General features: G+C 43.2%; 19 protein-coding genes and 1 pseudogene. 7 read left to right on the top strand and 13 right to left on the bottom strand.

Annotated features, from left to right (window positions below):
* Positions 1-166: 166 nt before the first annotated feature.
* From tolA to ACIG3F_RS00080, 5 genes are all read right to left on the bottom strand, one after another.
* Positions 167-1462 carry a cell envelope integrity protein TolA gene (gene tolA, locus ACIG3F_RS00100; protein WP_253101556.1) on the bottom strand — a complete coding sequence of 432 codons (1296 nt, stop codon included), beginning with the start codon at positions 1460-1462 and terminating at the stop codon, positions 167-169.
* Positions 1463-1465: 3 nt separating this feature from the next.
* Positions 1466-1915 (bottom strand): protein TolR, encoded by a 450-nt coding sequence (tolR, locus tag ACIG3F_RS00095; protein ID WP_004731735.1) that lies wholly within the window; start codon positions 1913-1915, stop codon positions 1466-1468.
* The gene (tolQ, locus tag ACIG3F_RS00090; protein WP_396468828.1) at positions 1915-2613 is read right to left on the bottom strand and encodes a protein TolQ; all 699 of its coding nucleotides are present in this window, start codon (positions 2611-2613) and stop codon (positions 1915-1917) included. The genes tolR and tolQ overlap by 1 nt, the downstream gene beginning before the upstream one ends.
* Positions 2614-2640: 27 nt before the next feature.
* Positions 2641-3048 (bottom strand): tol-pal system-associated acyl-CoA thioesterase, encoded by a 408-nt coding sequence (ybgC, locus tag ACIG3F_RS00085; RefSeq protein WP_004645668.1) that lies wholly within the window; start codon positions 3046-3048, stop codon positions 2641-2643.
* Positions 3049-3314: 266 nt separating this feature from the next.
* Complete coding sequence (locus ACIG3F_RS00080; protein WP_396469083.1) at positions 3315-4658, bottom strand: amidohydrolase; 1344 nt, start codon at positions 4656-4658, stop codon at positions 3315-3317.
* A gap of 382 nt (positions 4659-5040) precedes the next feature.
* Between ACIG3F_RS00080 and ACIG3F_RS00075 the strand changes: the two genes are divergently transcribed.
* Together ACIG3F_RS00075 and ACIG3F_RS00070 are read left to right on the top strand one after the other, a co-directional pair.
* Positions 5041-6270 carry an acetamidase/formamidase family protein gene (locus tag ACIG3F_RS00075; RefSeq protein ID WP_129717066.1) on the top strand — a complete coding sequence of 410 codons (1230 nt, stop codon included), beginning with the start codon at positions 5041-5043 and terminating at the stop codon, positions 6268-6270.
* 141 nt (positions 6271-6411) lie between these two features.
* Positions 6412-7044, top strand: coding sequence for a hypothetical protein (locus ACIG3F_RS00070; protein ID WP_396468825.1), 633 nt, complete (start codon positions 6412-6414; stop codon positions 7042-7044).
* Between the two features lie 14 nt (positions 7045-7058).
* Here the strand turns inward: ACIG3F_RS00070 and ruvB are convergent, their stop codons facing one another.
* The 5 genes from ruvB to ACIG3F_RS00045 all read right to left on the bottom strand — a co-directional run bounded on the left by ruvB (position 7059) and on the right by ACIG3F_RS00045 (position 12438).
* Positions 7059-8066, bottom strand: a complete 1008-nt coding sequence (ruvB, locus tag ACIG3F_RS00065) for a Holliday junction branch migration DNA helicase RuvB (RefSeq protein WP_064096247.1) — start codon at positions 8064-8066, stop codon at positions 7059-7061.
* A 335-nt stretch (positions 8067-8401) separates the two neighbouring features.
* The gene (ruvA, locus tag ACIG3F_RS00060; RefSeq protein ID WP_004731726.1) at positions 8402-9004 is read right to left on the bottom strand and encodes a Holliday junction branch migration protein RuvA; all 603 of its coding nucleotides are present in this window, start codon (positions 9002-9004) and stop codon (positions 8402-8404) included.
* Between the two features lie 117 nt (positions 9005-9121).
* Positions 9122-10462 (bottom strand): deoxyguanosinetriphosphate triphosphohydrolase, encoded by a 1341-nt coding sequence (locus ACIG3F_RS00055; protein WP_005103835.1) that lies wholly within the window; start codon positions 10460-10462, stop codon positions 9122-9124.
* Positions 10463-10657: 195 nt separating this feature from the next.
* Positions 10658-10789, bottom strand: a complete 132-nt coding sequence (locus ACIG3F_RS00050; protein WP_004645659.1) for a putative transporter small subunit — start codon at positions 10787-10789, stop codon at positions 10658-10660.
* 11 nt (positions 10790-10800) lie between these two features.
* The gene (locus tag ACIG3F_RS00045) at positions 10801-12438 is read right to left on the bottom strand and encodes a sodium:solute symporter family protein (protein ID WP_396468821.1); all 1638 of its coding nucleotides are present in this window, start codon (positions 12436-12438) and stop codon (positions 10801-10803) included.
* 1305 nt (positions 12439-13743) lie between these two features.
* On the opposite strand from ACIG3F_RS00045, the gene purL reads away from it, so the two are divergent.
* The gene (gene purL, locus ACIG3F_RS00040; protein WP_396468820.1) at positions 13744-17577 is read left to right on the top strand and encodes a phosphoribosylformylglycinamidine synthase; all 3834 of its coding nucleotides are present in this window, start codon (positions 13744-13746) and stop codon (positions 17575-17577) included.
* A 319-nt stretch (positions 17578-17896) separates the two neighbouring features.
* Positions 17897-18022, top strand: coding sequence for a KGW motif small protein (locus tag ACIG3F_RS00035; protein WP_004645654.1), 126 nt, complete (start codon positions 17897-17899; stop codon positions 18020-18022).
* Positions 18023-18064: 42 nt separating this feature from the next.
* On the opposite strand, the gene ACIG3F_RS00030 is transcribed toward ACIG3F_RS00035, so the two are convergent.
* Positions 18065-19807, bottom strand: coding sequence for an FAD-dependent oxidoreductase (locus ACIG3F_RS00030; protein ID WP_396468817.1), 1743 nt, complete (start codon positions 19805-19807; stop codon positions 18065-18067).
* 170 nt (positions 19808-19977) lie between these two features.
* On the opposite strand from ACIG3F_RS00030, the gene ACIG3F_RS00025 reads away from it, so the two are divergent.
* The 3 genes from ACIG3F_RS00025 (at position 19978) to ACIG3F_RS00015 (ending at position 22798) form a co-directional block, all read left to right on the top strand.
* Positions 19978-20859 (top strand): LysR family transcriptional regulator, encoded by an 882-nt coding sequence (locus tag ACIG3F_RS00025; RefSeq protein WP_396468815.1) that lies wholly within the window; start codon positions 19978-19980, stop codon positions 20857-20859.
* A gap of 17 nt (positions 20860-20876) precedes the next feature.
* Positions 20877-21194: an NGG1p interacting factor NIF3 gene (locus ACIG3F_RS00020; RefSeq protein ID WP_168730829.1), complete on the top strand. Its 318-nt coding sequence runs from the start codon at positions 20877-20879 to the stop codon at positions 21192-21194.
* 140 nt (positions 21195-21334) lie between these two features.
* Positions 21335-22798: a carotenoid oxygenase family protein gene (locus ACIG3F_RS00015; RefSeq protein ID WP_396468813.1), complete on the top strand. Its 1464-nt coding sequence runs from the start codon at positions 21335-21337 to the stop codon at positions 22796-22798.
* A gap of 83 nt (positions 22799-22881) precedes the next feature.
* Here ACIG3F_RS00015 and ACIG3F_RS00010 read toward each other — a convergent pair whose 3' ends face one another.
* Both ACIG3F_RS00010 and ACIG3F_RS00005 read right to left on the bottom strand, forming a co-directional pair.
* Positions 22882-23496, bottom strand: coding sequence for a hypothetical protein (locus ACIG3F_RS00010; protein ID WP_396468811.1), 615 nt, complete (start codon positions 23494-23496; stop codon positions 22882-22884).
* Positions 23497-23575: 79 nt separating this feature from the next.
* A pseudogene (locus ACIG3F_RS00005) lies at positions 23576-23707 on the bottom strand (IS5 family transposase); the annotation flags it as partial.

Genomic DNA, 23707 nt, shown 5'->3' with positions numbered 1-23707 from the left:
GGTGCTTGGGCTACATCATCGCATGGATTTAATAGAATAAAACCATGAATTTATGACCAAACTGTTATGACACTGTGAAAAGTGAATATTATTCAATCAATTTGAAGTGAAGTTTAGCTTAAAAAATAAAAGCCATCACAACATTATTTATGTGATGGCTCCGTTTTTATTGTGCAGTAAAGGTTGAGGTAAAGCTTCGTGCTTCACGGCGTGCATCTGGATCGGAAGGCATTGGATAAGGTGCAGCAGCACGGACTGCAGCTTCTACACTGGCTTTCATGTCTGAATCACTTGAATTCACAATGACTGAGACCACACCGCCATTATCATTCAGGGTTACACGTGCAGTCGCACGCTGGCCTGATGATCCGACTGGTATATCCCAGGCGCGTTTGATCTTATTTTCAAAATCGCGCTTCGCAGTGGATGCAATCCGTTTTGATTCCGCTTTTTTCTGTGCAGCTTCTTCAGCGGCCTGTTTAGCGGCTGAAGCTTTGGCCTCTGCATCAGCTCTGGCTTTTGCTTCGGCATCTGCTTTGCGCTTGGCGTCTGCATCCGCTTTTGCCTTAGCGTCGGCATCTGCCTTGCGTTTGGCATCAGCGTCGGCTTTTGCTTTAGCAGCCGCATCCGCTTTGGCTTTCGCATCAGTGTCCGCTTTGCGTTTTGCCGCTGCATCATTTTTAGCCTTAGCTGCCGCGTCTGCTTTGGCTTTAGCCGCTGCATCGGCTTTAGCTTTCGCATCCGCATCTGCTTTACGTTTCGCCGCTGCATCATTATTGGCTTTTGCTGCCGCATCTGCCTTTGCTTTAGCAGCAGCTTCAGCCTTACGTTTGGCATCAGCCTCTGCTTTGGCTTTTGTTGCAGCATCCGCTTTTTGCTTGGCAGCTAAGTCAGCTTTTTTCTGTGCTTCCAGTTTGGCTTTTTGAGCAGCATCGGCTTTGCGTTGTGCATTCAGTTCAGCTTGGCGTGCAGCTTCGGCTTCCGCCTTGGATTTTTGCGCTGCATCGGCTTTAGCTTTGGCTGCTGCCTGTTTGGCCTGTTCAGCGGCTTGGGCACGTTTTGCTGCTTCCGCTGCTTGCTGCGCAGCCTTGGCTTGTGCTGCCTCTGCCGCTTTTAGCTCCTGCTGCGCTTTTTGTGTATCGACTTTTGGCGGAGGTGGAGTCACAGGTACAGCAGGGGCAGCAGTTGGAATGACAGGAGCCGGTTCTATACTGGGTTCAGCAGTTTGGGTAATTTCTTCTGCGACGTTTTCATGTGCAGTTTCCTCAAATTCGGTTTCTTCGCGAGTCACCGGTTTAAGGTCTTCTGGCTTGATCAGAACGGTTTTGATCTGTTTTGGCGGTTCAGGAGGATTACTCATGCCCAGATAAAGTAAGCCCACCAAAGCCACTGCATGGATGCCGAGCGTAAATCCAATCGCAATTGCTTTTTTTTGAAAGGGCGGTTTCTGATAATTTTTCATACTTTATTCTAGGGGTTTGGTCAGTAAACCGACTTGAGAAAGGCCAGCATCCTGCAGGCTGGACATCAAGGCCATGACATCGCCATATGGACGGGTATTATGGCCATTGATCACGACATTGAGCACCTTGTTTTCATTTTGTGCCTGGGTTTGGGCATCAACCAGAGTACGCGTCAATTCTTCCAGTGTGACCGGACCAGTCGCCTGATTTTTATATTCTAGATAATATGAACCATCTTCTTTCAGTGTGACAATGGTCGGGGCATCCTTGGATTCGATCGGTAATCCGTTGGCCTGAGGCAAGTCAACCTTGATACCACTGGTAATCATCGGAGCGGTGACCATAAAGATCACCAGAAGTACCAGCATGACATCGATATATGGTACGACATTCATATCACTTTTCAGTGGCTTTTTAATACGCTGAAAGCGTCCTGAACCTTGAATCGCCATTAGTCTTTGTCCTGAGTTACGCCCACAGACTGACGTTGCAATAGCGCCACCATTTCTTCAGCAAACAGTGCACGGTCAGAGTAGACCGTTTCACCTTTGGCCGTGAAGTGGTTAAAGGCCAATACTGCTGGAATAGCTGCAAACAGACCGATCGCTGTTGCAATTAGTGCTTCTGCAATACCGGGTGCGACCGTCGCCAGTGTCACCTGATCAACCTCTGCCAGGCCAATAAAGGCGTTCATGATGCCCCAGACTGTACCGAACAGACCGACATAAGGCGCAACCGAGCCAATACTTGCTAATGCACCCAGACCTTGTTCCAGATGACCTTGGTCACGGCTTAAACCGACACGCAGAATACGCTCTGTTCCTTCAATCGACTGGGCAGTTGGCGCATGGCGTTTTTTCAGTTTCAGGAACTCGCCCAGACCCTGATAGAAAATATCTTCAAGGCCGGTACGTTTAGAATTGAGTTGTGCATTGTTATACAGGGTGTTCAACTCAGCGCCAGACCAGAAGATTTTCTGGAAATGTTCATCATCGGCCTGGGCTTTTTTATAACTCATATAGAGCCTGGCAATCAGATACCAGCTATATATTGAGGCTAACAGGAGAGAAAGCATCACCAGTTGTACGACAGGGCTTGCTTGTAAAATAAGATCTGAAACTTGAAGAGATGATTCTAACTGAGTCGCCATAGTTGTTACGTGTGCCAATAAATTTTTTTAGTCTTGTTCCAATTCTTTTTGAATTAGTTCGCGGATTTCATCCGGGAGTCGACGTGGTCGCATCTCTGCACTGATACATGCCAACTCAACCTCACCTGATGCAAGCATGATTTCACCACGATAAATATTTTGTTGCAATACAAATGATGAAGCTTTACATGAAATGACACGTGCCGTAACAGTAATTAAATCATCCATCAGGATCGGACGCATATATTTGACATTAATTTTATGCACCACAAAATTGTAGTCTGTCTGATGCCAGTAATGGCTCACTCCAGCGGCACGTAACCATTCGGTACGGGTACGTTCCATATAGCGAATATGATTGGCGTGATAGACAATGCCACCCGCATCAGTATCTTCAATATAAACGCGGATATTGAATTCAAAGTGATTCGCCATAGTTTTGTTCCATGCAGATTTTCGAAATTTTTGCTTGTTTTTAGATGCAGGAAAGGGATTAGAGTTTGCCGGATTCCTGCCAACAGTCAAGCAATTTAGCGGTTCAAAGTTTAGCATTGTGAGTCTTGAGACCAATGGCACAAGGTGTCAAATCTGGAGAGAAGTCACTAAGATGAAGTACTAAGCGCTTAACAGCTCATTTATAAAACAGCAGCAGATACTAAAATGCGCGAGTCCATGAAGTCGCGCATTTTAGTAATAGAAGATTAGCCTTTATTTTTCTGTTTCCAGTTGGCCTGAACCTGCTCAGCTACTTTTGGATAGTCCAGAATAAAACGGACATGGCTTTCGACCCCGGTTTTCAAGGTCGCATCATCGACAATGAAATTCGGGTTATGGTTCGGTGCGGCTTTTGCCGGATCTTGATCTGCCGGTGTAGCACCAACAAAGACAAATAAGGATGGCATGAGCTGGCCATAATAAGCAAAATCTTCACTGGCGCTGGCATTGTTGTCTAAAACATGCAATTTATCTTCACCATGCACGCTCGCCAATGTCGGGCGCATCAATTCAGTCAAGGTTTTATCATTGGTGGTCACTGGCGCATAAGGTGCAATTTCGACTTTCACCTTAACGTCATTGGCTGCGGCATTGTGTTCCAGCATTTTCGGCAAGTCTTTTAAAATGCCCTGACGTACATCTTCACTATTGGAGCGAATAGTCCCGACCATATTGACCTGATCTGGAATGACGTTACCGGTGGTGCCGCCCTGAATGCTGCCAATACTGACCACGCCCATCCCTTTGGTCAGGTCAGCTTTACGGCTGATTAGGCTTTGTAAATTGGTCACCATCTGGGCAGAAGCATAGATCGGATCTTTACCTGCCCAAGGCATGGAGCCATGCACCTGACTACCATTAACCTGAATACGTAAATGATCGGCACTATTTAAAATTGCACCATCTTTGTAGAAGATATTGCCGCTTGGCATGCCTGCCATTACATGCATTCCGAAAATCACTTCAGGTTTTGGATTGTTCAAGGCACCGTCGGCAATCATTTTGCGTGAGCCAATCTGATCGCCATGAGTGAAGTTATCGATATCTGCACCGCCTTCTTCAGCCGGCTGGAATACGAATACCACTGTCCCCGCAATTTTATCTTTATTGGCGGCCAGAACTTTGGCTGCACCCAATAACATCGCAGTATGTGCATCATGTCCACAGGCATGCATCACATAAGATTCTTTGCCTTGATAAATGGCTTTTTGTTTGCTGGCAAAAGACACCGGTGCTGTTTCCTTAATTGGCAAGGCATCCATATCTGCACGTAAGGCCATCACAGGGCCGGGTTTTGCACCTTTCAATACACCGATTACACCGGTTTTGGCATAGCCTTTACGTACTTCAACGCCGTAGGATTTTAATTCTTTCTGGACCAGCTCCGAGGTTTTGAATTCCATGTTGCCCAGTTCAGGATGCTGGTGGATATGCTGGCGTAATTTGATGGTGTGTGCTTCAGCAGCTTGTACAGAATCATCAATCCAGTCAGCCAGGCTGAATTGGCTGCAGAAAAGAAGAGGGAGACAAAGGGATATCTGCTTATACATATTCATACTTCGGGAGAACCTTAAGAATTTGAAATGGTTAAAGTGATTCTTTAGGATGGCATACTGATCTAAATTCAACCAAAACTCTCTAAGTATTTTTTAATACTTTAAAGGTATTGTTGGTGTTAATATCTGTTCTAAAAGAGCTTTATTACCTCTTTTACTTTGTAAAAATATGTATCTATATTAATTTTTTATATTTATAAGGTATGAGATTTATAAAAATAACCACCTGAAAAATGATGAAGAAAAAGAAAAAAATGATTCCATTTATATCTATAGCCTGGATGAAATGAAGATTTTTTTAAACCTCTTAAAATAATTTTGGCACTTAGATTGCATTCACTCTTCCGTAATATTTTTTATGATGGAAATTGAACACATGTTAAAACCTTTGGCTTTATCTCTGGCAGTGGCTTCAAGCTTAAGTTTTATTTCGACAAGCATATGGGCTGAAGACTTTAAGATACTGAAACAGCTGGAAAATAAACCGACATTACTCAAAAGTGGTGAATATAAAGGTCATTATTATGTGCCGAGTACCTTGAATACGATTACGTGGGGTTATCTGCCAAATAAAGATGCAAAACCTGTTTTAACTGTCCCTTCAGGTAGCACAGTTACTTTCGATACAGTTTCACATGAAGGGCTGCTAGAAGATCAGGGCCGTAATGCAGAGAAATATTTCACATCAAAAGGTGTCAAGCCTGAGCATGTATTGGATGAAGCCAAGCTGATCACGAATTCCAAATTAAAACATGATTTCTATAAAGATGGACCACACATTATTACCGGGCCTGTCTATGTAGAAGGGGCAATGCCGGGCGATATTCTAAAGGTGGAGATTCTAAAAGTTGAACCGCGTGTGCCTTATGGTGTGATTTCAAACCGTCATGGCAAAGGGACCTTACCCGAATTCCCGAAACGTCAGAAACATGAGCATGCATCTCCAGCCAATCCTGAGGCTTATGGCAACGTGTCCATTTTTACCCCAATTGAGAAAAATGCGTATGGTGTATGGGAAGGCGTTTTAAAAACTGAATCTAGTAAAGCAATTCGTTTCCCGCTGAATCCGTTTATGGGCACGATGGGTGTTGCACCAAATACCAGTGAGCCTGTGCACTCTGTGCCACCATCATTTTATGGCGGGAATATTGACATCAATGAATTAGGAGCGGGGGCAACAGCTTATTATCCTGTACAAGTGCCAGGTGCTTTATTCTATACAGGCGATAGTCACTTTGTACAAGGCGATGGCGAGGTGGCTTTAACTGCCTTGGAAGGATCAGCACGTGCGACTTTAAAATTCACTTTGCTTAAATCAGGAAAAGATAAAATTCCGGGTGCAGACATTAAACAGCCACTGGCTGAAAATGCTGAATTCTGGATCACTCCAGGTTTAGATGAAGACTTAGATGAAGCCATGCGTAAATCCACCCGTGAAGCGATCCGTTTTCTGGTCAATGAATATGGCATTTCTGAAGAAATTGCCTATGCCTACTTAAGTGCTGCCACTGACTTTGAAGTGTCTCAAGTGGTGGATAAGACCAAAGGTATTCATGCCATGATTCGTAAAGCGGACTTTAAAGAGTTTAAGAAAGACGCGAAATAATTTTTGAATAAAACTTAGAAAAATAGGTTTGTGCTTTTGCCAACTGATTTAGACATGGTCAGTTGGCTTTTTCTTTTGTAAGCGGCTTAAACTGTTTAGAATATAAGAAATAAATAATCAAATTAAAATATGTGGGGAAACGTGCAAGAACAACAAACTCAAACTATGGTTTTACAGCAGCCTAAAGATCAGAAAGTGTATTTAGATGTGCAACATTCGACAGATTGGGTTGTTGTGATCAGTGTTATAGCGTCCGCAATTATCAGCTTTATTGGATTTTTAATTACTATATACGTTGTAAAAAAATCAACTGAATCACAGATCAAGTCTAATGAGGACTTGATTAAATCCCAAAATGAAATAAAAGTTAAAGAATTAAAAACGCTCTATAAACAACGTAGCGCAGAAAACCTTAGAGTTATAATTTCTGAAATTTCATCATATGGAATTGGTTTTTTAAGTAATGCTAAATTTCGATATTTGATTACTAAAAACATAGCCAGTTTAGATAATGAAAGTTTAAAGATGAATTACCATCAGTTTGAAAATAGTATAACCAAGGTGCTTTCATATATCAGACCAGGTGAGGTGCTAGATGAACAAGTTAGAAAGGAGTTATTTGACTTATTAGATATGGCAACGCAGTTAATTAGCTGTATTTTGGGAGATAAGGATTGTACTGACCAACTAGAAGAACTTGAATATAAGTTGGGATATATTAATGCAAGTTTAAACATATTTTTAATTAATATGCTAAATGAAGAAGCAGCCTAAGCTGCTTCTTGAAATCACTTGTCCTTCGGTTCAGGTGGGGTCATCCCAAACTGCAAATACGCCATATTAGTCGCAATACGACCACGTGCAGTACGCATCACATAACCTTGCTGAATCAGATATGGCTCAATGACATCTTCCAACGTGCCTGAATCTTCCGCCATGGCTGCTGCGAGTGCTTCAACACCGGCAGGACCACCATCAAAACGCTCAAGAAGCATAGATAAATAACGGCGGTCGAGTGTGTCTAAACCATCTTTATCGACTTTGAGCATATCCAAAGCACGTTGGGCCATATCCTGATTGATCTCACCCGTCCCTTTGACCTGAGCATAGTCACGCACACGACGCAATAAACGGTTAGCAATACGTGGTGTACCTCGTGAGCGACGGGCAATTTCTTTTGCGCCATCTCCCGTCATAGGTACATCCATCAAATTGGCTGAACGTTTGACAATATGGGTTAAATCTTCAACCGAATAAAACTCTAAACGTTGCACGATTCCGAAACGGTCACGCAGCGGAGAGGTGAGTAGACCTGCACGTGTGGTTGCTGCAACAAGCGTAAATGGCGGTAAATCCAGTTTAATCGAGCGCGCAGCCGGGCCTTCACCAATCATGATGTCGAGCTGATAATCTTCCATTGCCGGATACAGGATTTCTTCAATCACGGGTGAAAGACGGTGAATCTCGTCAATAAACAGGACATCACCTTCTTCCAGATTGGTTAGCATCGCGGCTAAGTCGCCGGCACGTTCCAGAACCGGACCAGAAGTTGACTTAAGATTGCCACCCATTTCTCGGGCAATAATATTGGCCAACGTTGTTTTACCCAGACCTGGCGGGCCAAAAATCAGGGTGTGATCAAGGGCTTCTTCACGGCCACGGGCTGCGCCAATGAAAATTTCCATCTGCTCACGAACCACCGGCTGACCGATGTAGTCATCGAGGGAAGTCGGGCGGATGGCACGATCAAAATGATCTTCGGGTTTTTCAGAACCACTGATGAGACGGTCTTGCATAACGTTTATATACCAATGTTTTGGTGATCCTTTGAGCTGGTAATTTTGACACGGCCTCAAATATGGATCTGAATCCTAAGATTTTCGCCTAGGCGAGGAATTGAATTTTTGCAGAGTCTTTCCAATCAGATTTATATCTGAGTATTAACCTGCGGTTCGCCTTACTTTTGTTTCGGCAAAAGTAAGCAAAACCACCGTCATTCGCAAAACTCGTCGAATATTGATTCTTATCGAATATATCGCAGAAACATTTAACTATAAATGTCTCCTGCCTCAAACAGTTGCGAATGACTTTTACGCGTATCAGATTTTATCCTGTAACTTGGATATCATCTCTATTTATTCATCGACTTCAACGCTGCGCGGATAATATCGCTGGCTTCGGTAAATTCACCTTTGGCAGCATTCACCAGTTTTTGTGCCTCAGCAGGTTTATAGCCCAAGGACTGTAATGCAGCTTCCGCTTCAGCCACGGCTGAATTACCCATAAACTGAATTTGTGGTGCAGTTGAATTGCTTGGTGCAGCACCTGAAGCCATGGCTTTAAAGCGGTCACGTAATTCAATCATCAGGCGTTCAGCAGTCTTTTTACCCACCCCCGGAACTTTGACCAGAGTATTGATATCTTCATGTTCAACGGTGTGGATCAGCATTTCCACACTTAAAGTGGAAAGAATACCAAGCGCCATTTTCGGACCAACGCCGTTCACCTTTAATAAGGTACGGAAAATGGTTTTTTCCTGCGCATTGATAAAGCCATAAAGTAACTGGGCATCTTCACGAACAGCCAGATGGGTCCACAGGGTAATTTTCTGGCCTTTTTGCAACTGACAGAAAGTGGTTAAAGGGGTGTCAATCTCATAACCTACGCCGTTTACATTTAATAAAACAGTCGGTGCTTCCAGCGCCAGCACTTCCCCAATTAGGCATCCAATCATTTTTTATACATACTCAAATTTAATACAGGCATAGTAGTCAGCATCTTCGATAAAGGCAAAACTCTATCATTCAAATCCAGTGATTTTGCTGAGATTATCATCAGGCGCTCGTTCACATTAGAGTAACCCGGCTTTATTGCCATGCAGTTCCTGCGCCAGATTATAAGCCTGGTGATCAGAAAACTTGGAGACAATATCTAGCACCTGCATAATGTTGTCATAATGATCAGCGCTAAACTGCGCACCCGAGCGTTTTAAAATAGCCATCAAACGCTGTTCCTTAAAGCTCAAGGTTTTGTGCGGTGTGGTCAGTGGAATAAAGGCATCCAGAATCGTTTGTAAACTTTGATGCGCGATAATTTCCAGACCGGCTTTTTGCGGATGTTCGAAGATCTTGTCTCGCGCCAGTTCTTTGGCCCGGTTAATGCCAATTTCAATGTCGGCACTACAATAACCCAGCAATGAACCTTGCAGTTGGCCCATCAAAATTTCCTGTTGATGTCGCGCAAAAGCTGTGGTGACTTCATCTACCAGACGTTTCATGACCCGACCACGTAAGGCGGCAATTTTTTGTTGCCAGGTGGTATTAGGCAGATTGATTTCTTCAGGTGTGCCATATTCTCCCAGCAAGTTTAGGAAAACTGGCTCGACTTCGGCATAACTGAGCATATTCAGGCTAATACCATCTTCCAGATCAATCAGGGCATAGCAGATGTCATCCGCAGCTTCTAAAAGATAGGTCAGCGGATGACGACAATAATGATATTCACCAAGCTGGATTAATCCTAGCTGTTCAGCAATTTCCTGCAAAATCTCTTTTTCAGACTGGTAACAACCAAATTTTGGACGTCGACTGGCCGGGGTGTTACCAGTCGGGTCAATCGCCTCAGAGAGCCACGGGTATTTAAGATAGGCACCGAGTGTGGCATAGGTCAGGCGCATGCCGCCATCATAAGGATGATAATCGATCTTGGTCAGCAGGCGCAGGCCTTGGGCATTGCCTTCAAACTGGCGGACATCGGCTTCCTGTTCAGGACTTAAATCTTTTAAAAAGTCGGTATGAGAAGCATCGTCAAACCATTCCCGAATGGCGTATTCACCGGCATGACCAAAAGGCGGGTTACCAATATCATGCGCCAGACAGGCCGCCTGAATGATGGCACCGACATCAGCCGGAGAAATCCAGGCAGGTAAATTATCTTTGATTTTCTCGGCAGCCAGCATACCGAGTGAACGGCCAATACAGGAGACTTCCAGCGAATGGGTCAAACGGGTATGAATGCCATCATGCTGGGTCAGTGGATGGACTTGGGTTTTGCGGTTTAATTGCCGGAAGCTTTGCGAAAAAATAATACGGTCATAATCTTTATGAAACGGGCTGCGTGCCAGTTCAGTGCTCTGCTTTTTACTACCAATCCGAACTGTTGAAAGAAGTTCTAACCAACGCATTTGAGTCATTTATCATTATTCAGTGATCCACTATTTGCATCATGCCAAAAAACTAGCTCCTGCACTAGGGTAGTGCGACATGAATTGTCATGCTGCATATGGTTATTTCAGTCAGCTGGAAAAGACTGAGATTAAAAATCAAAATCATCAAATGAACAATAAAAAAACAGGCTCAATGGCCTGCTTTTTGTTTAGGATGAAGAATCAAATTAGCTCTTCGCCATTTTTCTTGGCCTGTTGTGTGTCTTTATAGACATTCAGACAAATCGTGAACAAGACTAGGCTTGCCACCAAAGGCCAAAAAAGTACATATAGAGTCAATAATTGACTTGTCATCTGAAATCTCCTTATTTACTTTTCTCAGATAGCTGGTGAAATTCAATCACCATCTTATTGATTTTTTTAAAATCAAATCGTTCTTTACTGTAGATCAGCGTCAACACAGTACATACCAGCGCACTACTGCCATACGCTGTTAGTGAGCTTAACAAGGTGCCGTATTCACGCAGGAAGCCGATGGTCCATGGCATGAAGCCAATACTGGCCAATATGCCAACGACCAGACCCACTTTCTTGCCAAAGAAACCAAAGGTCATCAGTCCCAGCACCACACCAATCCCCAGGGTCGCAACGAGTTCAAAGCCAAGTGCGATCAATCCCTGAATCGGAAGCCATTCAAAACGTACAATCAGAAAGCTGAAAAATGCGAGGCCCACTGACCAGTTAAAGGCCCGGGCATTCACTTTGTCCCAATACAGGCTGACAATCACCGGGAACACAATAGAGCCCCAAAGCGCACCCACAAAAATCAGCATCGATAAAATGTCAAACTTCAAGGTGGCAATCACAATTCCAAGCATGGTGGCAACGATCATGGTCATACGGCCAATAAATAGCATTTTCTTTGGATCAGGACGGTTTTTCGCAATCTGTTTGCCATAAATGTCCGTCATGACAATCGCAGATAGGGCTGACAGATCCGAGTCAGCGGTAGAAGACAGGGCTCCAATCACCATGATGAATAACAGCGCGACCATAAATGGCGAAAGATAAGTCGCTGCCATTTGCGGAATCAGGTTATTCAGGTTGCCATCAATGGGTTGAATACCTGCAAATAGTGCCAGTAATCCAAGCATGCCTAGACCAATGACAATTGCAGCATAACCAATGGTTGCAGTGATAAAACTCGGTTTTATCAGGTCTTCACGGACTGCAAACAGGCGCTGGGCAATGGTCTGATTACCAATCGCATAGGCCAATACGGCAACAAAAAACGGCGCACCTTGTTCCAGAAAGGCTGTTTTAGAGAAAAAATCCAGCTGTTCCGGTTGCAGGTTATGAATCCCGCTTTGAAACATGGAAGGTCCGCCTAAGGTAAAGAATAAGGTTGGAATAATGATCACAGCCGCGACAATCATCGCCACCAGCTGACCAAAATCGGTAAAGACCGAAGAACGGAAGCCCGACCAGAGGGTATAGGACAGCACACCGATACCGGTAATCAGCACGCCATGGATAAAGCTTAAAGGAGATAAAATTTCAACCAGTGCTCCAGCGGCGGTAAAGTTAACCATCAGGCTGATCACGCTACCCACAATATTGGAACCCGCCAGAATCATCTGGCTTTGATTGCCATGCCGGGCATGCATGATTTCTGCTAGAGTATGTGCATTAGGCGCCAGTTCACGAAAGCGCTTGCCAAAGGGATAGATAAATAAAATCATCAGCGCACCCCATAAACCATAGTGGAGGGCACCGGAAACGCCGTATGTATATCCGGATGAAGCTGCTGCATAAAATGATGCGGCCCAAATCCAGGTGGCGGTCATACTGGCCGCAGACATTCCAAATCCGATGGAGCCATTCGAGACCATGTAGCCATCAACATTTTCATTTTTCTGTTTAATACGTAACGATAGTAAAAAAGTGATGCCATAGAAAAGCACCATCAATAGTACAGTTGCTGTACTAGTGAATTGAAACATACATACTCCTTAAGCGGGTCACCTTTTGTTTTTGAAAATTAAATCATTGGTGACAGATTAAGGCTCTAAAATAGACAGAGCAGTGAAGCTATAGAACATCAAAAAATTAGTGTCCGAATATAGAATTTATATTCATCTCTACAGCAGAAAGGAAAAACCATTGCCAGGCCCAGAATTTGGACAATTCCTCAGCAATTCGGCTAGAGCTTAACATAAAATCATCAAATTTACTGATGAAGTGTCTATTTGGTAAGATTCTTAGCTGATATAGACGTGTGGGCCTGTTATTCTGTTAGTTGAATAAAAAAGAAAATTTTCTATATTTTTTCAGCAATTACAAATATTTATTTTAAACTTTTCGAGTTAAATAAAACCTGAGAATACGGATTAAATAAAAAAGGTAACAAAATTTTATTATTAATCATTTCTTCATTATTTTTTTATATAAGCCTCATAATTCCTGGTAAATTTCCTCATAAATATAAGTGGTATTTTGCTATTTATATTGTGTTTTTTACGCATAATATAGCTCATGAATAAATGATGAAATTTCAAAATATTGGATATGGTTGGGGATTTTGTCGATATATTTTTTGGTCTTTTAGATGAGTAAATTTCGCTTAATTATGATCTGAGAAGATAAAAATCAAATATAAAAAAATAAAAGGCCCAAATAAGAAACTTTATTTTTATTCTTTTAGAAGGTGAGAATGGATGTCCGGTTTTTCCCCCGCAGATGATGTCAGATTAAAATACCACTCAGTATTAATTATTCTTTCATAGAGGGGAGTAATTTGCCTCTGTTACTGTAATGGCGGAGATCAGCGGAGAACTGTTCCTTGTAGTACAGAAAACGGCAGAAGACCTTTAACCAGTTTTCTAATCTTAGAAGTCAAAGTTAAGAGTCAATCAAAAGAATCAAAAACAGTCTGCAAAAAATACGACTTCATTAAATCTTGTAATCAAGTATTTCATTTTGGCCTAAATAGGAGTTTTGGCAGGTCATGACAATAAAACCTGAATTTGATTTTGTCCCGATTGTTGTTGAAAAATAATACAATTTTTATGCAGAAAATTATTCTGAAGCGGTTTTGATTTTTCTTGAAAAAAATGTGTTAACCTGTGCGACTACATTCAATTTTCCTGACTGAAAATAAACGAAATATTTTAAAAGTCCAGGATATTTCAGACGTAGTTTTCTGATTTGGCATCTAGCCGATTTCCTTATTTCACAGTAGAATATGCGCTCTCTCAAGTCACATTGTGGCATGGTTGTTCATACCATCCCGTGGAGCCAAAATCAGCATGTTTATCGTTGCCGGTGCACCCGCACATTCTTCTTTTAAGAAAACTCAACTATTATCGCGTTTGACGTCAATTAGTTCTGTTCAATCAATTGAAAGTCAATGGGTCTACCTCTTTGACCAAGCGCTCAGCGAGCAACAACAGCAATCAGCTTTACAGCTTCTCAACGATGGTCAATCTTTTGAATTGCACCAGGCTGCAAGTGATGAAATCCAGATTTTAGTCACACCGCGCGTCGGAACCATCTCTCCTTGGTCCTCTAAAGCGACGGACATTTTCAAAAACTGTAATACGCCGGTTCATCGACTTGAACGCGGCGTTTTATTTACTTTGAAGGGCGTAAAAGAGCTTTCTAAAGAAGCATTGCAAGTACTGCATGACCGTATGACCGAAAGCGTATTCAATGCGATTGAAGATGCTGCAGTATTATTTGTGGAAACTGCGCCAAAACCACTAAACTCGATTGATATTCTGGGTGAAGGTAAAGAAGCACTGGTAAAAGCCAACAACGAGTTTGGTTTTGCATTATCAATGGACGAAATTGACTACCTGACTGAGGCTTTCATCAAGCTGGGTCGTAATCCGAATGACATCGAACTGATGATGTTTGCGCAAGCCAACTCTGAGCATTGCCGTCATAAAATCTTCGGTTCAGAATGGACGATTGATGGTGAAGTTCAGCCATTATCCTTGTTCCAGATGATCAAGAACACCTATAAAGAATCACCAACAGATGTATTGTCAGCTTATAAAGACAACGCTTCGGTGATTGTTGGTTCGGATACCCAGCGTTTTTATCCAACTCAAGAAGACAACGGCCATCAGGTTTATAAATACAAGAGCCAAGCCGCGCATATCCTGATGAAAGTGGAAACCCATAACCACCCAACTGCGATTGCGCCATTTGCTGGTGCAGCGACAGGTTCAGGCGGTGAAATCCGTGATGAAGGTGCAACCGGTCGTGGTGGTAAGCCTAAAGCAGGTTTAACCGGCTTCACGGTATCTAACCTGAATATTCCAGGCTTTGAACAGCCTTGGGAAGAAAACTACGGCAAGCCATCGCGTATGGCCTCGCCGTTACAAATCATGATTGAAGGCCCATTGGGTGGTGCTGCATTCAACAATGAATTTGGTCGCCCAGCTTTAAACGGTTACTTCCGTACTTTTGAACAAAACGTCAATGGCGATGTTAAAGGTTTCCATAAGCCAATCATGATCGCGGGTGGTTACGGAAATATCCGTCCAGATCACGTTGAAAAAGATCCGATCTTACCGGGCGACTTGTTGATCGTACTCGGTGGTCCAGCCCTGCTGATCGGTCTGGGCGGTGGTGCTGCATCTTCTGTAGATAGTGGTAAATTGGGCGAGAACCTTGATTTTGCTTCGGTACAACGTGAAAACCCGGAAATGGAACGCCGTTGCCAAGAAGTGATCGATACTTGCTGGCGCATGGAAGACCACAACCCAATCGTGTCTGTACATGACGTGGGTGCGGGTGGTGTATCAAATGCCATGCCTGAACTGGTGAATGATCATGAGTTAGGTGCAGTGCTGGATCTTCGTAAGATTCCATCTTTAGAACCTGGCATGTCTCCAATGGAAATCTGGTCAAACGAAGCGCAAGAGCGTTATGTATTGGCGATTCGTCCATCTTCTTTAGAATTATTTGAGTCAATCTGTGCACGTGAACGTTGTCCGTTTGCAGTACTGGGTGAGGCGACTGAAGCACGTCACTTAACCGTTGAAGATCCATTATTCGGCAACAAGCCGGTGGATATGCCAATGCAGGTGATGCTTGGTGGTACTCCACGTATGAGCCGTACTTATGAAACGATTGAACGCAAAGGCGATGATTTTGACGCGGCTAAAGTCACAGATCTGAAAGATGCGATTTATCGCGTTCTTAAAAACCCGACTGTTGCTTCTAAATCGTTCCTGATCAGTATTGGTGACCGTTCGATTACCGGTATGGTCGCGCGTGATCAGATGGTAGGTCGCTGGCAGATTCCTGTCGCGGATGCTGCTGTAACTACAACAAGCCTTGTCGGTTACACCGGTGAAGCGATGGCAATGGGTGAACGTCCTCCAGTAGCCTTGTTGAATCCTGCTGCATCAGCACGTTTATCAGTTGCTGAATCAATCTCGAACATCATGTCTGCGAAGATTGAAAAAATCAGTGATATCAAATTGTCTGCAAACTGGATGGCTGCTGCGGGTCAACCGGGCGAAGACCAGGCATTGTTCGAAGGCGTGAAAGCCATCGGTATGGAAATGTGTCCTGCACTCGGTATCGCAATTCCAGTGGGTAAAGACTCATTGTCTATGCGTACTACCTGGAATGACGAAGGTGAAGACAAGTCTGTGACTTCTCCAATGTCAGGCGTGATTACTGCATTTGCACCAGTGACTAATGTACGTCAAACATTGACTCCTGAATTAAAAGATCTTGAATCTGTACTGGTTCGTATTGATCTGTCTAAAGGTCAGTTCCGTCTAGGTGGTTCGATTCTGGCGCAGGTGTATAAAGCAATCGGTTCAGTGACGCCTGATGTCGACAGTTTCGATGACTTCAAAGCATTTTTCGCATTGGTTCAAGACTGGAACAACCGTGGCTTAATCAAAGCGTATCATGACATCGGTGATGGTGGTTTATTGGCAACTGTTGCAGAAATGATGTTCGCTTCACGTCTTGGTGTCGCACTTGAAGATCAATCTGTTGCTTCATTGTTCGCTGAAGAAATCGGTGCAGTTCTGCAAATTGCCAAAGCAGACTGGGAAGATCTACAAGCTGAAGTTGCAGCATCTACGCTTAAAGATGCAATTGCAGTGGTGGGTACTGTAAATAATTCTGACCAATTGTCTGTAAATGGTCTGGTACTTGAACGTGCTGATCTGCAAGTGGCATGGACTGAAGTTTCTCATCAAATCCAGCGCCTGCGTGACAACGTACAAACTGCGGATCAGGAATTTGCTTTAATTACCGATAAAGCGCACAAAGGTATTATCGCCCAACCAACATTCGACTTGAATGAAGCGATTGAAGCACCTTTCATTAACTTGCGTCGTCCAAATATGGCAATTCTGCGTGAGCAGGGTGTGAATGGTCATATCGAAATGGCGGCAGCTTTCGATAAAGTGGGCTTCAATACCGTTGACGTACATATGAGTGACTTGCTGGCAGGTCGTATCAGCCTAGATGATTTTGAAGGCTTGGTAACTTGTGGTGGTTTCTCGTATGGTGACGTGATGGGCGCTGGCGGCGGCTGGGCGAAATCCGTATTGTTCAATGCTAAATTGCGTGACCAGTTTGAGAAATTCTTTAACCGTCAAGAAACCTTCTCGCTGGGTATCTGTAATGGCTGTCAAATGTTGTCGCAATTGGCTCCATTAATCCCGGGTGCAGATGCTTGGCCACGTTTCCATCGCAATACGTCTGAAGTATTTGAAGCGCGCGCAGTGAACGTTCGTGTGGAAAAATCGAATTCAGTATTGTTACAAGACATGCAAGGTTCAATTCTGCCGATCGCTGTGGCGCATGGGGAAGGTCGTGCAGTTGCAACGGCGGAAAACTTTGCTGCACTGAATGCATCGAATCAGGTGGTTCTACGTTATGTAGATAGCCATGGCAATGCAACTGAACAATATCCATTGAACCCGAACGGTTCGCCAGAGGGTATTACCGGTGTAACGTCTCAGGATGGTCGTGCAACGATTATGATGCCGCACCCTGAACGTAACTTCCGCGCGATCCAACATTCATGGAAACCAGAAGATTGGGATCAGGATGGTGCTTGGTTACGTATGTTCCGTAATGCACGTAAATTTATTGGCTAATTCGTTTTAGCTTGAAGAAAAAAGGGTTGCAGAAGCAGCCCTTTTTTTATTGTAGAAATTACTGGAATAGCTGCAAAACTGGAAAATCTTTCAGCTTTTGTTTAGACTATCTTCATCAATTGCCACCTTTGGGTGGCTTTTTGTTTTTTAAGGATTTTGATTTTTTTTAATTTTCCCTCTCCTTACAGACTTGGTTTAGATTTTGCTTTTATATTGTATATAAAGTGCTATGGTATGTTTTATGCACAACTTTATTGCACTATAAAAGAAAGATGGAATAGATCGGTTCAGTATCAATTCTCAAAGATGAGGTGATGACATGGCTAAAACACTTAGAATAATGGATAAGGCGGCAATGCGTCAGAAAGGCTGGATGTTGTTTTGTATTGTTGTAGGACTACAAATATTGTTCGTTGTGGGCAGTTACTTGCTGCAGGGTTCTTGATCATCAGCTTTAAGAAAGCCACCATTAAGGTGGCTTTATAATTTAAATAACCAATTGAACCTGCTTCAATACCGCCTTTAACGTATTTTCATAATCAAAAGCTTTATTGGTACTGTCCTGATAACGCCAAGCCACATAACCATCCGGACGAACCAGTACTGCACCAGATTCATGAATTTCAGACTTGGCATTCCAGGTTCCATACACATCACGATAGTCACGTGAACCAATCTGAGTCACATCCAGATATGGCAAATCCAATGCTTCTGCCGCCTGTTTCCAGCCTTTACCGGATAAACCTGTGAGCAGGGTAAAACGACCTTTACCCGTAATATCCAGTGTCGACTGCTTTTGACCTTTGGCATTGATCAGCCAAGTATGCGGAACTTTAGCGCCTGGGCGAGTGGTTGCCTGTAAATAAAGCTGCTCATCTTTTTCAAAAATCTCAGGCTCGGATTCTGCAATCACCGTATTGGAGCTATATCGCTGGTTCAGTTCTACACCTTGTGCATTAAATTCGAAGTTTTTAATTTCCAAAGCTTCAAATAGTTTTTGACGGATTTCAGCACCTTGCTCATCTTCCGCAAAGATACGTTCCAGCATTTGCTTCTGAGTCGTCACACCTTGATCAAAACCAAAGACTTCTTTCAGGTATTTATAATCAAAACGTGACTGGTTCGCACGCGCTACAATCTGCTTGCCGACCGGTGCACGCTCGGTGGTATAGGAATCCAGCAGGGAAGGTGCAGCCCAGCCTTTTACCGCGTATGCCAGTTTCCAGCCTAGATTAAAGACATCCTGCATGCAGGTATTTGAACCTAGGCCACTCGATGGTGGATGACGGTGTACTGCATCACCACCACAGAACACTCGACCTTTAGAATATTCAGTGGCCCAGGTCTGGTTCACATACCAGTACGATAATTTCTGGATTTCAACTTCTTCGACTTCAGTACCAACAAAAGCATTCAGGCGGGCACGGACCTGTTCTTCAGTAACTTGTGGTTCGCCTTTGGAAATGTCAAAGCCCCAACCCATGATCCATTCATTCCATGGCGTAATGGCACGTAACAATCCCATACCGAGATCGCCAAAGCTGGCTTCAGGATTCACGATCCATTGCAGAATCGCAGGACGGTGCTGAACGTATTGAGAAAGATCAGCTTTAAAGGTCACATAGACGGTACCGGCACGTGCCATCACGCCTTCCAGTGGCAAGCCGAGCTGTTCCAATACACGAGATTTAGCACCATCCATACCCACCAGATATTTTGCTCTTAAGCTAAATTCAGTATTGGTAATGCGGTTCAGGAAAGTAGCAGTCACGCCATCTTCGTCCTGCACATGTGACAGGTATTCAGTATTGAAGTTATAAATTGCACCACGTTCACCGGCATTTTTCACCAGTAAAGCTTCCATTTTTGGCTGAATCAGATCAACTAATGGACATGGACTGCCTTGGATATAGTCACCATGACGTTCATCACCGGTACCCCATGCACTTAAACGGGCGATTTCTTCGCCGACCAGACTGGTGGTAATCAGGCTTTCACCCATCTGTTCCCATGGTGTTGCAATCTCTTTAACCTGTTCTTCAATACCTAAATCACGTAATACTTCCATGGCACGCTGATTGGTAATATGGGCACGTGGACTATTGGCCAGCCAGCTAAACTGGGTAAACAGTTGTACCTTGATACCATAATTCGCCAAAGCCAAACCTAATGTTGAACCTGCAGGACCAGTACCAATGATCAGAACATCAGTGTCATAGTGTTGTGTCATACAAGACTCCATGTATATAGGTGAAGAACAAGCTATCTATATAATCAGGCAGTCTAGTAAAACAGGATCTGCTGATATAGCGATATTCATATAAACTATCGACCTATTCTTATTTGCAATACGTGGGTCATAATCTTAAGATGCTGACCTGATCAGAAACCGGGCAGGCTATGGAACTTCGACATTTACGCTATTTTATTACTGTGGCGCAGCAACAAAGTTTTACCAAGGCTGCCGAAAAACTGTTTACCGCTCAGCCGTCATTAAGCCAGCAAATTAAGGATCTGGAGCAGGAAGTAGGCGTCATGCTGTTTGATCGTTCATCCAGAAAGGTCAAACTCACCGATGAAGGGCAGGCTTTTCAGATCTATGCCGAAAAAGCACTGGAAAATGCCAAACTGGCAGTAGCAGCAGCGCGTCAGGTTGCGCAGCAGAAAAATAACCAGATTCACATTGGCTTCCTGAATGTCGCAGAAATAAAAGTGATGCCACAGATTCTGGCTCAGCTTAAAAAAACCATGCCGGACTTAAAAATCCATCTGCATAGCCTGACCTGTATGGAACAGATTCAGCGGCTAAAAAATGCTGAACTGGATTTATGTATTACCCGCTTTCATCTGGACCATCCAGATTTTGAGAATATTCATTTATTAACCGAGCAAATTTATCTGATAGCCGCTCAGCACTTACATTCTACAGATCGAATCCTGAAATTACAGGAACTAAAAAACCATAATATAATTATGTGTGAGCAGAATGCTTCACCAGTATTTTATGAAAAGCTGGATATACTACTCTGCATTGATCAGCTTGAGCATGAACAGCTGTTGTGGATGACCAATGTCTTGCAACACATCAATCTGACCAATATGGGAATGGGCTTTAGTTTTGCGCCTGAATATTTACTGCGGTTTTTGAATGATCATGTGAAAATTGTCCAGACTGATCAGGTACTGCCAAAACTGGGCTTGTATGCAACATTTAACAAGAATTCCCAAAATCCTGCATTGAAGATGATTACCCAAGCCCTTAACAATACGACAAGTATCTGAATTGCAGGAAGGAATATATGTTAAAGCTGATTTATTACGTACCGGATGAAAATTTGGAAGACACCAAGAATGCGATATTTGCAGCAGGGGCAGGCGGCATTGGTGAGTATACGGACTGTGCCTGGCAGGTTTTAGGAACCGGACAGTTTAAGCCGCAGGAAGGTGCAGATCCTCATATTGGTGAAGTGGGTAAACTGGAACAGGTGGAAGAATGGCGGGTAGAAATTCTGGTGCCGGATGAAAAGGCAGTCAAAGTGGCCAAGGCGCTGAAAGAAAGCCATCCTTATGAAGAGCCAGCTTTTGAGTTTATTCAACTTCTGGATATCAAAGTCTAAAATTATAAAATTGATGCTCTGCTGCGGCGCGTTTGACTTGGCGCGCCGTTAGTCTAGATTCAGAAACCACCCAACCTGTTTTTGTTATTATCATCTCTGCCAGAATAATCCAAAGAAAAAATATAATAAGGAAAATAACAATGCCGTGGCCAAAACCGCTGAGCAGCGTGCTTAAGAATACTCTCAGCAAATCTATCCAGTACGGTACAGAAATCCTGCATCAGCGCATTCCATATTCACCGGATAATCCCTATCTGGAAGGTATATTTGCACCAGAGCGGCAGGAACACTTTTCCACAAATTTAAAGGTTGAAGGGCAAATTCCTGCAGAACTGGATGGCGCATTAATGCGGATTGGTCCAAATCCTATTAATGTTAAAAACCCACGCAACTATCACTGGTTTACGGGCGATGGTATGTTGCATGCGCTCAGACTGAAGGGTGGCGAGGCACATTGGTATAAAAGCAGTTATATCGGTTCTGCCAGTGTGCAGAAAAAACTTCATCGACCACAAATTCCAGGTAAAACCCGAGGTGTCGCGGATGCAGTCAATACCAATGTTATCCACTTTGCCGGAAAAATCTGGGCACTGGTAGAAGCGGGAGCTTATCCAGTTGAGTTGAATGCTGCACTGGAGTCAAAACGACATCATTTGTTTGAAGATGATCAGGATTTTCCATTTACTGCCCATCCGCATGTTGATCCTGAAACGGGCGATATTCATGCGATTTGTTATGATGCTTTAAGTCAGAACAAAGTTTTTTATCTACAGATAGATTCCACAGGAAAATTGAAACATCACGTCGACATTCCAGTGAAACATGGTCCGATGATTCATGATTGTGCCATTACCAGATCTCAGGTGCTGATTCTGGACCTGAATGTGAACTTTTCTGTACGCAGTGCTTTAAAGGGTTCAATATTGCCATATCAATGGAATTCAAAACGGCAGGCACGCATGGGTATATTGCCTTTTGGCGGTAAGGCAATAGATATTCGCTGGTATGAGATTGATCCCTGTTTTATTTTTCATACCGTGAATGCTTATGAGCTGGATTCTGGTGATGTGGTTATGGATGCGGTGGTGCACTCCAAAGCGTTGGTCAGTTCGATTCAGGGACCGATTGAAGATCAGGATATTCGGCTAGAACGATTCATTTTTGAACACGGTACTGGAAAAGTGGTTCGGACGATATTATCCGAGATGAAACAGGAATTCCCACGGATTAATGAAGCTTATACAGGTCGGCCTTATCGCTATGTCTACACTATTTCCTTTGGCGAGTTTGATGATCCTTCTCATGTCAGCAGCAATACTCTTTTGAGCCATGATGTGGAAACTGGCAATTCAGAAAGCTATTCTTTTGGAGAAAACTGGGTAACAGGAGAGGTGATATTCGTCGCACGGGAAGGTGCTCAAGCTGAAAATGATGGCTGGCTGATGTCTTATGTTCATGCTTTAGATGGACGCCCATCCAAAGTGGTGATTCTGGATGCACAGCATATGGCTGAAGGGCCGATTACAACCATTCATTTACCAATACGTGTACCCGTCGGGTTTCATTGTAACTGGATTGATTATCGGAAATTGAGAACAATATGAGCTGGAGTTGTTTACAGATAGCTATATAAGCAGAAGCCTACCTGAAATCAAGCGGGCTTTATCATAAGGCTTATAATTGAAATTCAATTCCAGAGTTCCTGATATTTTGAGACCCAATACAATTTGGTTTCTATACTGTAGCTACCGTCAGGGTTCAGGGAAATGAGGTAATGGATCTCTTTGCCTCGACTGCGGTTACCTTTACCTTCAGGAACTTGGTATTTATATTTTTTTATTTCTTGAGGGGGAGTGAGTACAATTCTTTTCCATGCAGTAGCTGGAATTTTTTCTATAAGTTCTTGTTGTTTTCTATTCCATATTTCAAGTTCATTTTTCTCTTTTTCTGTAGCAAAGCCTAGCACTATGTCACTTAAGGCCTTTTGAGGATACTCTCCTAATGTTTTTTGTACTTGTTCCATTGTCAACCATGGCACATATTCAATAATAATTTGTTGAGGGATATAACCCTTGGGGGATACCTTGCAACGACTATAGGTTGTAATATATTTTTGTTTTTTTAACGCATCTGGTATTCCTGATAAGTTACCACATTCAGGCCAGTTGTTTCTGTAAACGACATCTTGTCCTTTTAAGTGATCATTTATCTGAAATGATATTGAATTTTTTATTGGCATAGCTGAACATCCTGATAGAACTAGACTAGTAGCTAAGCTTATTAAAAGCATTAAATTCTTCATTTTGATTCACCCCCCTTTTTTGCTGCATTAAATGTTAATGCTGTCTCGTAATTGGCTTTGATCTAGGGTCTGTTGAGAATTACCGAGAGTTAATTAAACTCGCGCACAGTTGAATCATGGCTTCAAAACTCGTATCTGTTTTACAACTACGCATCGCTATACGTTTAAATTCTTTTAACTTACAGAAATAGTTTTCAATGAGATGACTCAA

The sequence above is a fragment of the Acinetobacter sp. NPDC052428 genome, from assembly GCF_044547685.1.
Lineage (GTDB): Bacteria > Pseudomonadota > Gammaproteobacteria > Pseudomonadales > Moraxellaceae > Acinetobacter > Acinetobacter lwoffii_G.
The sequence above is the reverse complement of the archived record's forward strand: the minus strand, read 5'-3'. Positions and strand labels throughout refer to the sequence as shown.

Bases quoted from the DNA above. Each gene is read 5' to 3' on its own strand.
- tolA (WP_253101556.1), bottom strand. From the start codon at position 1,462: ATGAAAAATTATCAGAAACCGCCCTTTCAAAAAAAAGCAATTGCGATT.
- tolR (WP_004731735.1), bottom strand. From the start codon at position 1,915: ATGGCGATTCAAGGTTCAGGACGCTTTCAGCGTATTAAAAAGCCACTG.
- tolQ (WP_396468828.1), bottom strand. From the start codon at position 2,613: ATGGCGACTCAGTTAGAATCATCTCTTCAAGTTTCAGATCTTATTTTA.
- ybgC (WP_004645668.1), bottom strand. From the start codon at position 3,048: ATGGCGAATCACTTTGAATTCAATATCCGCGTTTATATTGAAGATACT.
- ACIG3F_RS00080 (WP_396469083.1), bottom strand. From the start codon at position 4,658: ATGTATAAGCAGATATCCCTTTGTCTCCCTCTTCTTTTCTGCAGCCAA.
- ACIG3F_RS00075 (WP_129717066.1), top strand. From the start codon at position 5,041: ATGTTAAAACCTTTGGCTTTATCTCTGGCAGTGGCTTCAAGCTTAAGT.
- ruvB (WP_064096247.1), bottom strand. From the start codon at position 8,066: ATGCAAGACCGTCTCATCAGTGGTTCTGAAAAACCCGAAGATCATTTT.
- ruvA (WP_004731726.1), bottom strand. From the start codon at position 9,004: ATGATTGGATGCCTAATTGGGGAAGTGCTGGCGCTGGAAGCACCGACT.
- ACIG3F_RS00055 (WP_005103835.1), bottom strand. From the start codon at position 10,462: ATGACTCAAATGCGTTGGTTAGAACTTCTTTCAACAGTTCGGATTGGT.
- ACIG3F_RS00050 (WP_004645659.1), bottom strand. From the start codon at position 10,789: ATGACAAGTCAATTATTGACTCTATATGTACTTTTTTGGCCTTTGGTG.
- ACIG3F_RS00045 (WP_396468821.1), bottom strand. From the start codon at position 12,438: ATGTTTCAATTCACTAGTACAGCAACTGTACTATTGATGGTGCTTTTC.
- purL (WP_396468820.1), top strand. From the start codon at position 13,744: ATGTTTATCGTTGCCGGTGCACCCGCACATTCTTCTTTTAAGAAAACT.
- ACIG3F_RS00035 (WP_004645654.1), top strand. From the start codon at position 17,897: ATGGCTAAAACACTTAGAATAATGGATAAGGCGGCAATGCGTCAGAAA.
- ACIG3F_RS00030 (WP_396468817.1), bottom strand. From the start codon at position 19,807: ATGACACAACACTATGACACTGATGTTCTGATCATTGGTACTGGTCCT.
- ACIG3F_RS00025 (WP_396468815.1), top strand. From the start codon at position 19,978: ATGGAACTTCGACATTTACGCTATTTTATTACTGTGGCGCAGCAACAA.
- ACIG3F_RS00020 (WP_168730829.1), top strand. From the start codon at position 20,877: ATGTTAAAGCTGATTTATTACGTACCGGATGAAAATTTGGAAGACACC.
- ACIG3F_RS00015 (WP_396468813.1), top strand. From the start codon at position 21,335: ATGCCGTGGCCAAAACCGCTGAGCAGCGTGCTTAAGAATACTCTCAGC.
- ACIG3F_RS00010 (WP_396468811.1), bottom strand. From the start codon at position 23,496: ATGAAGAATTTAATGCTTTTAATAAGCTTAGCTACTAGTCTAGTTCTA.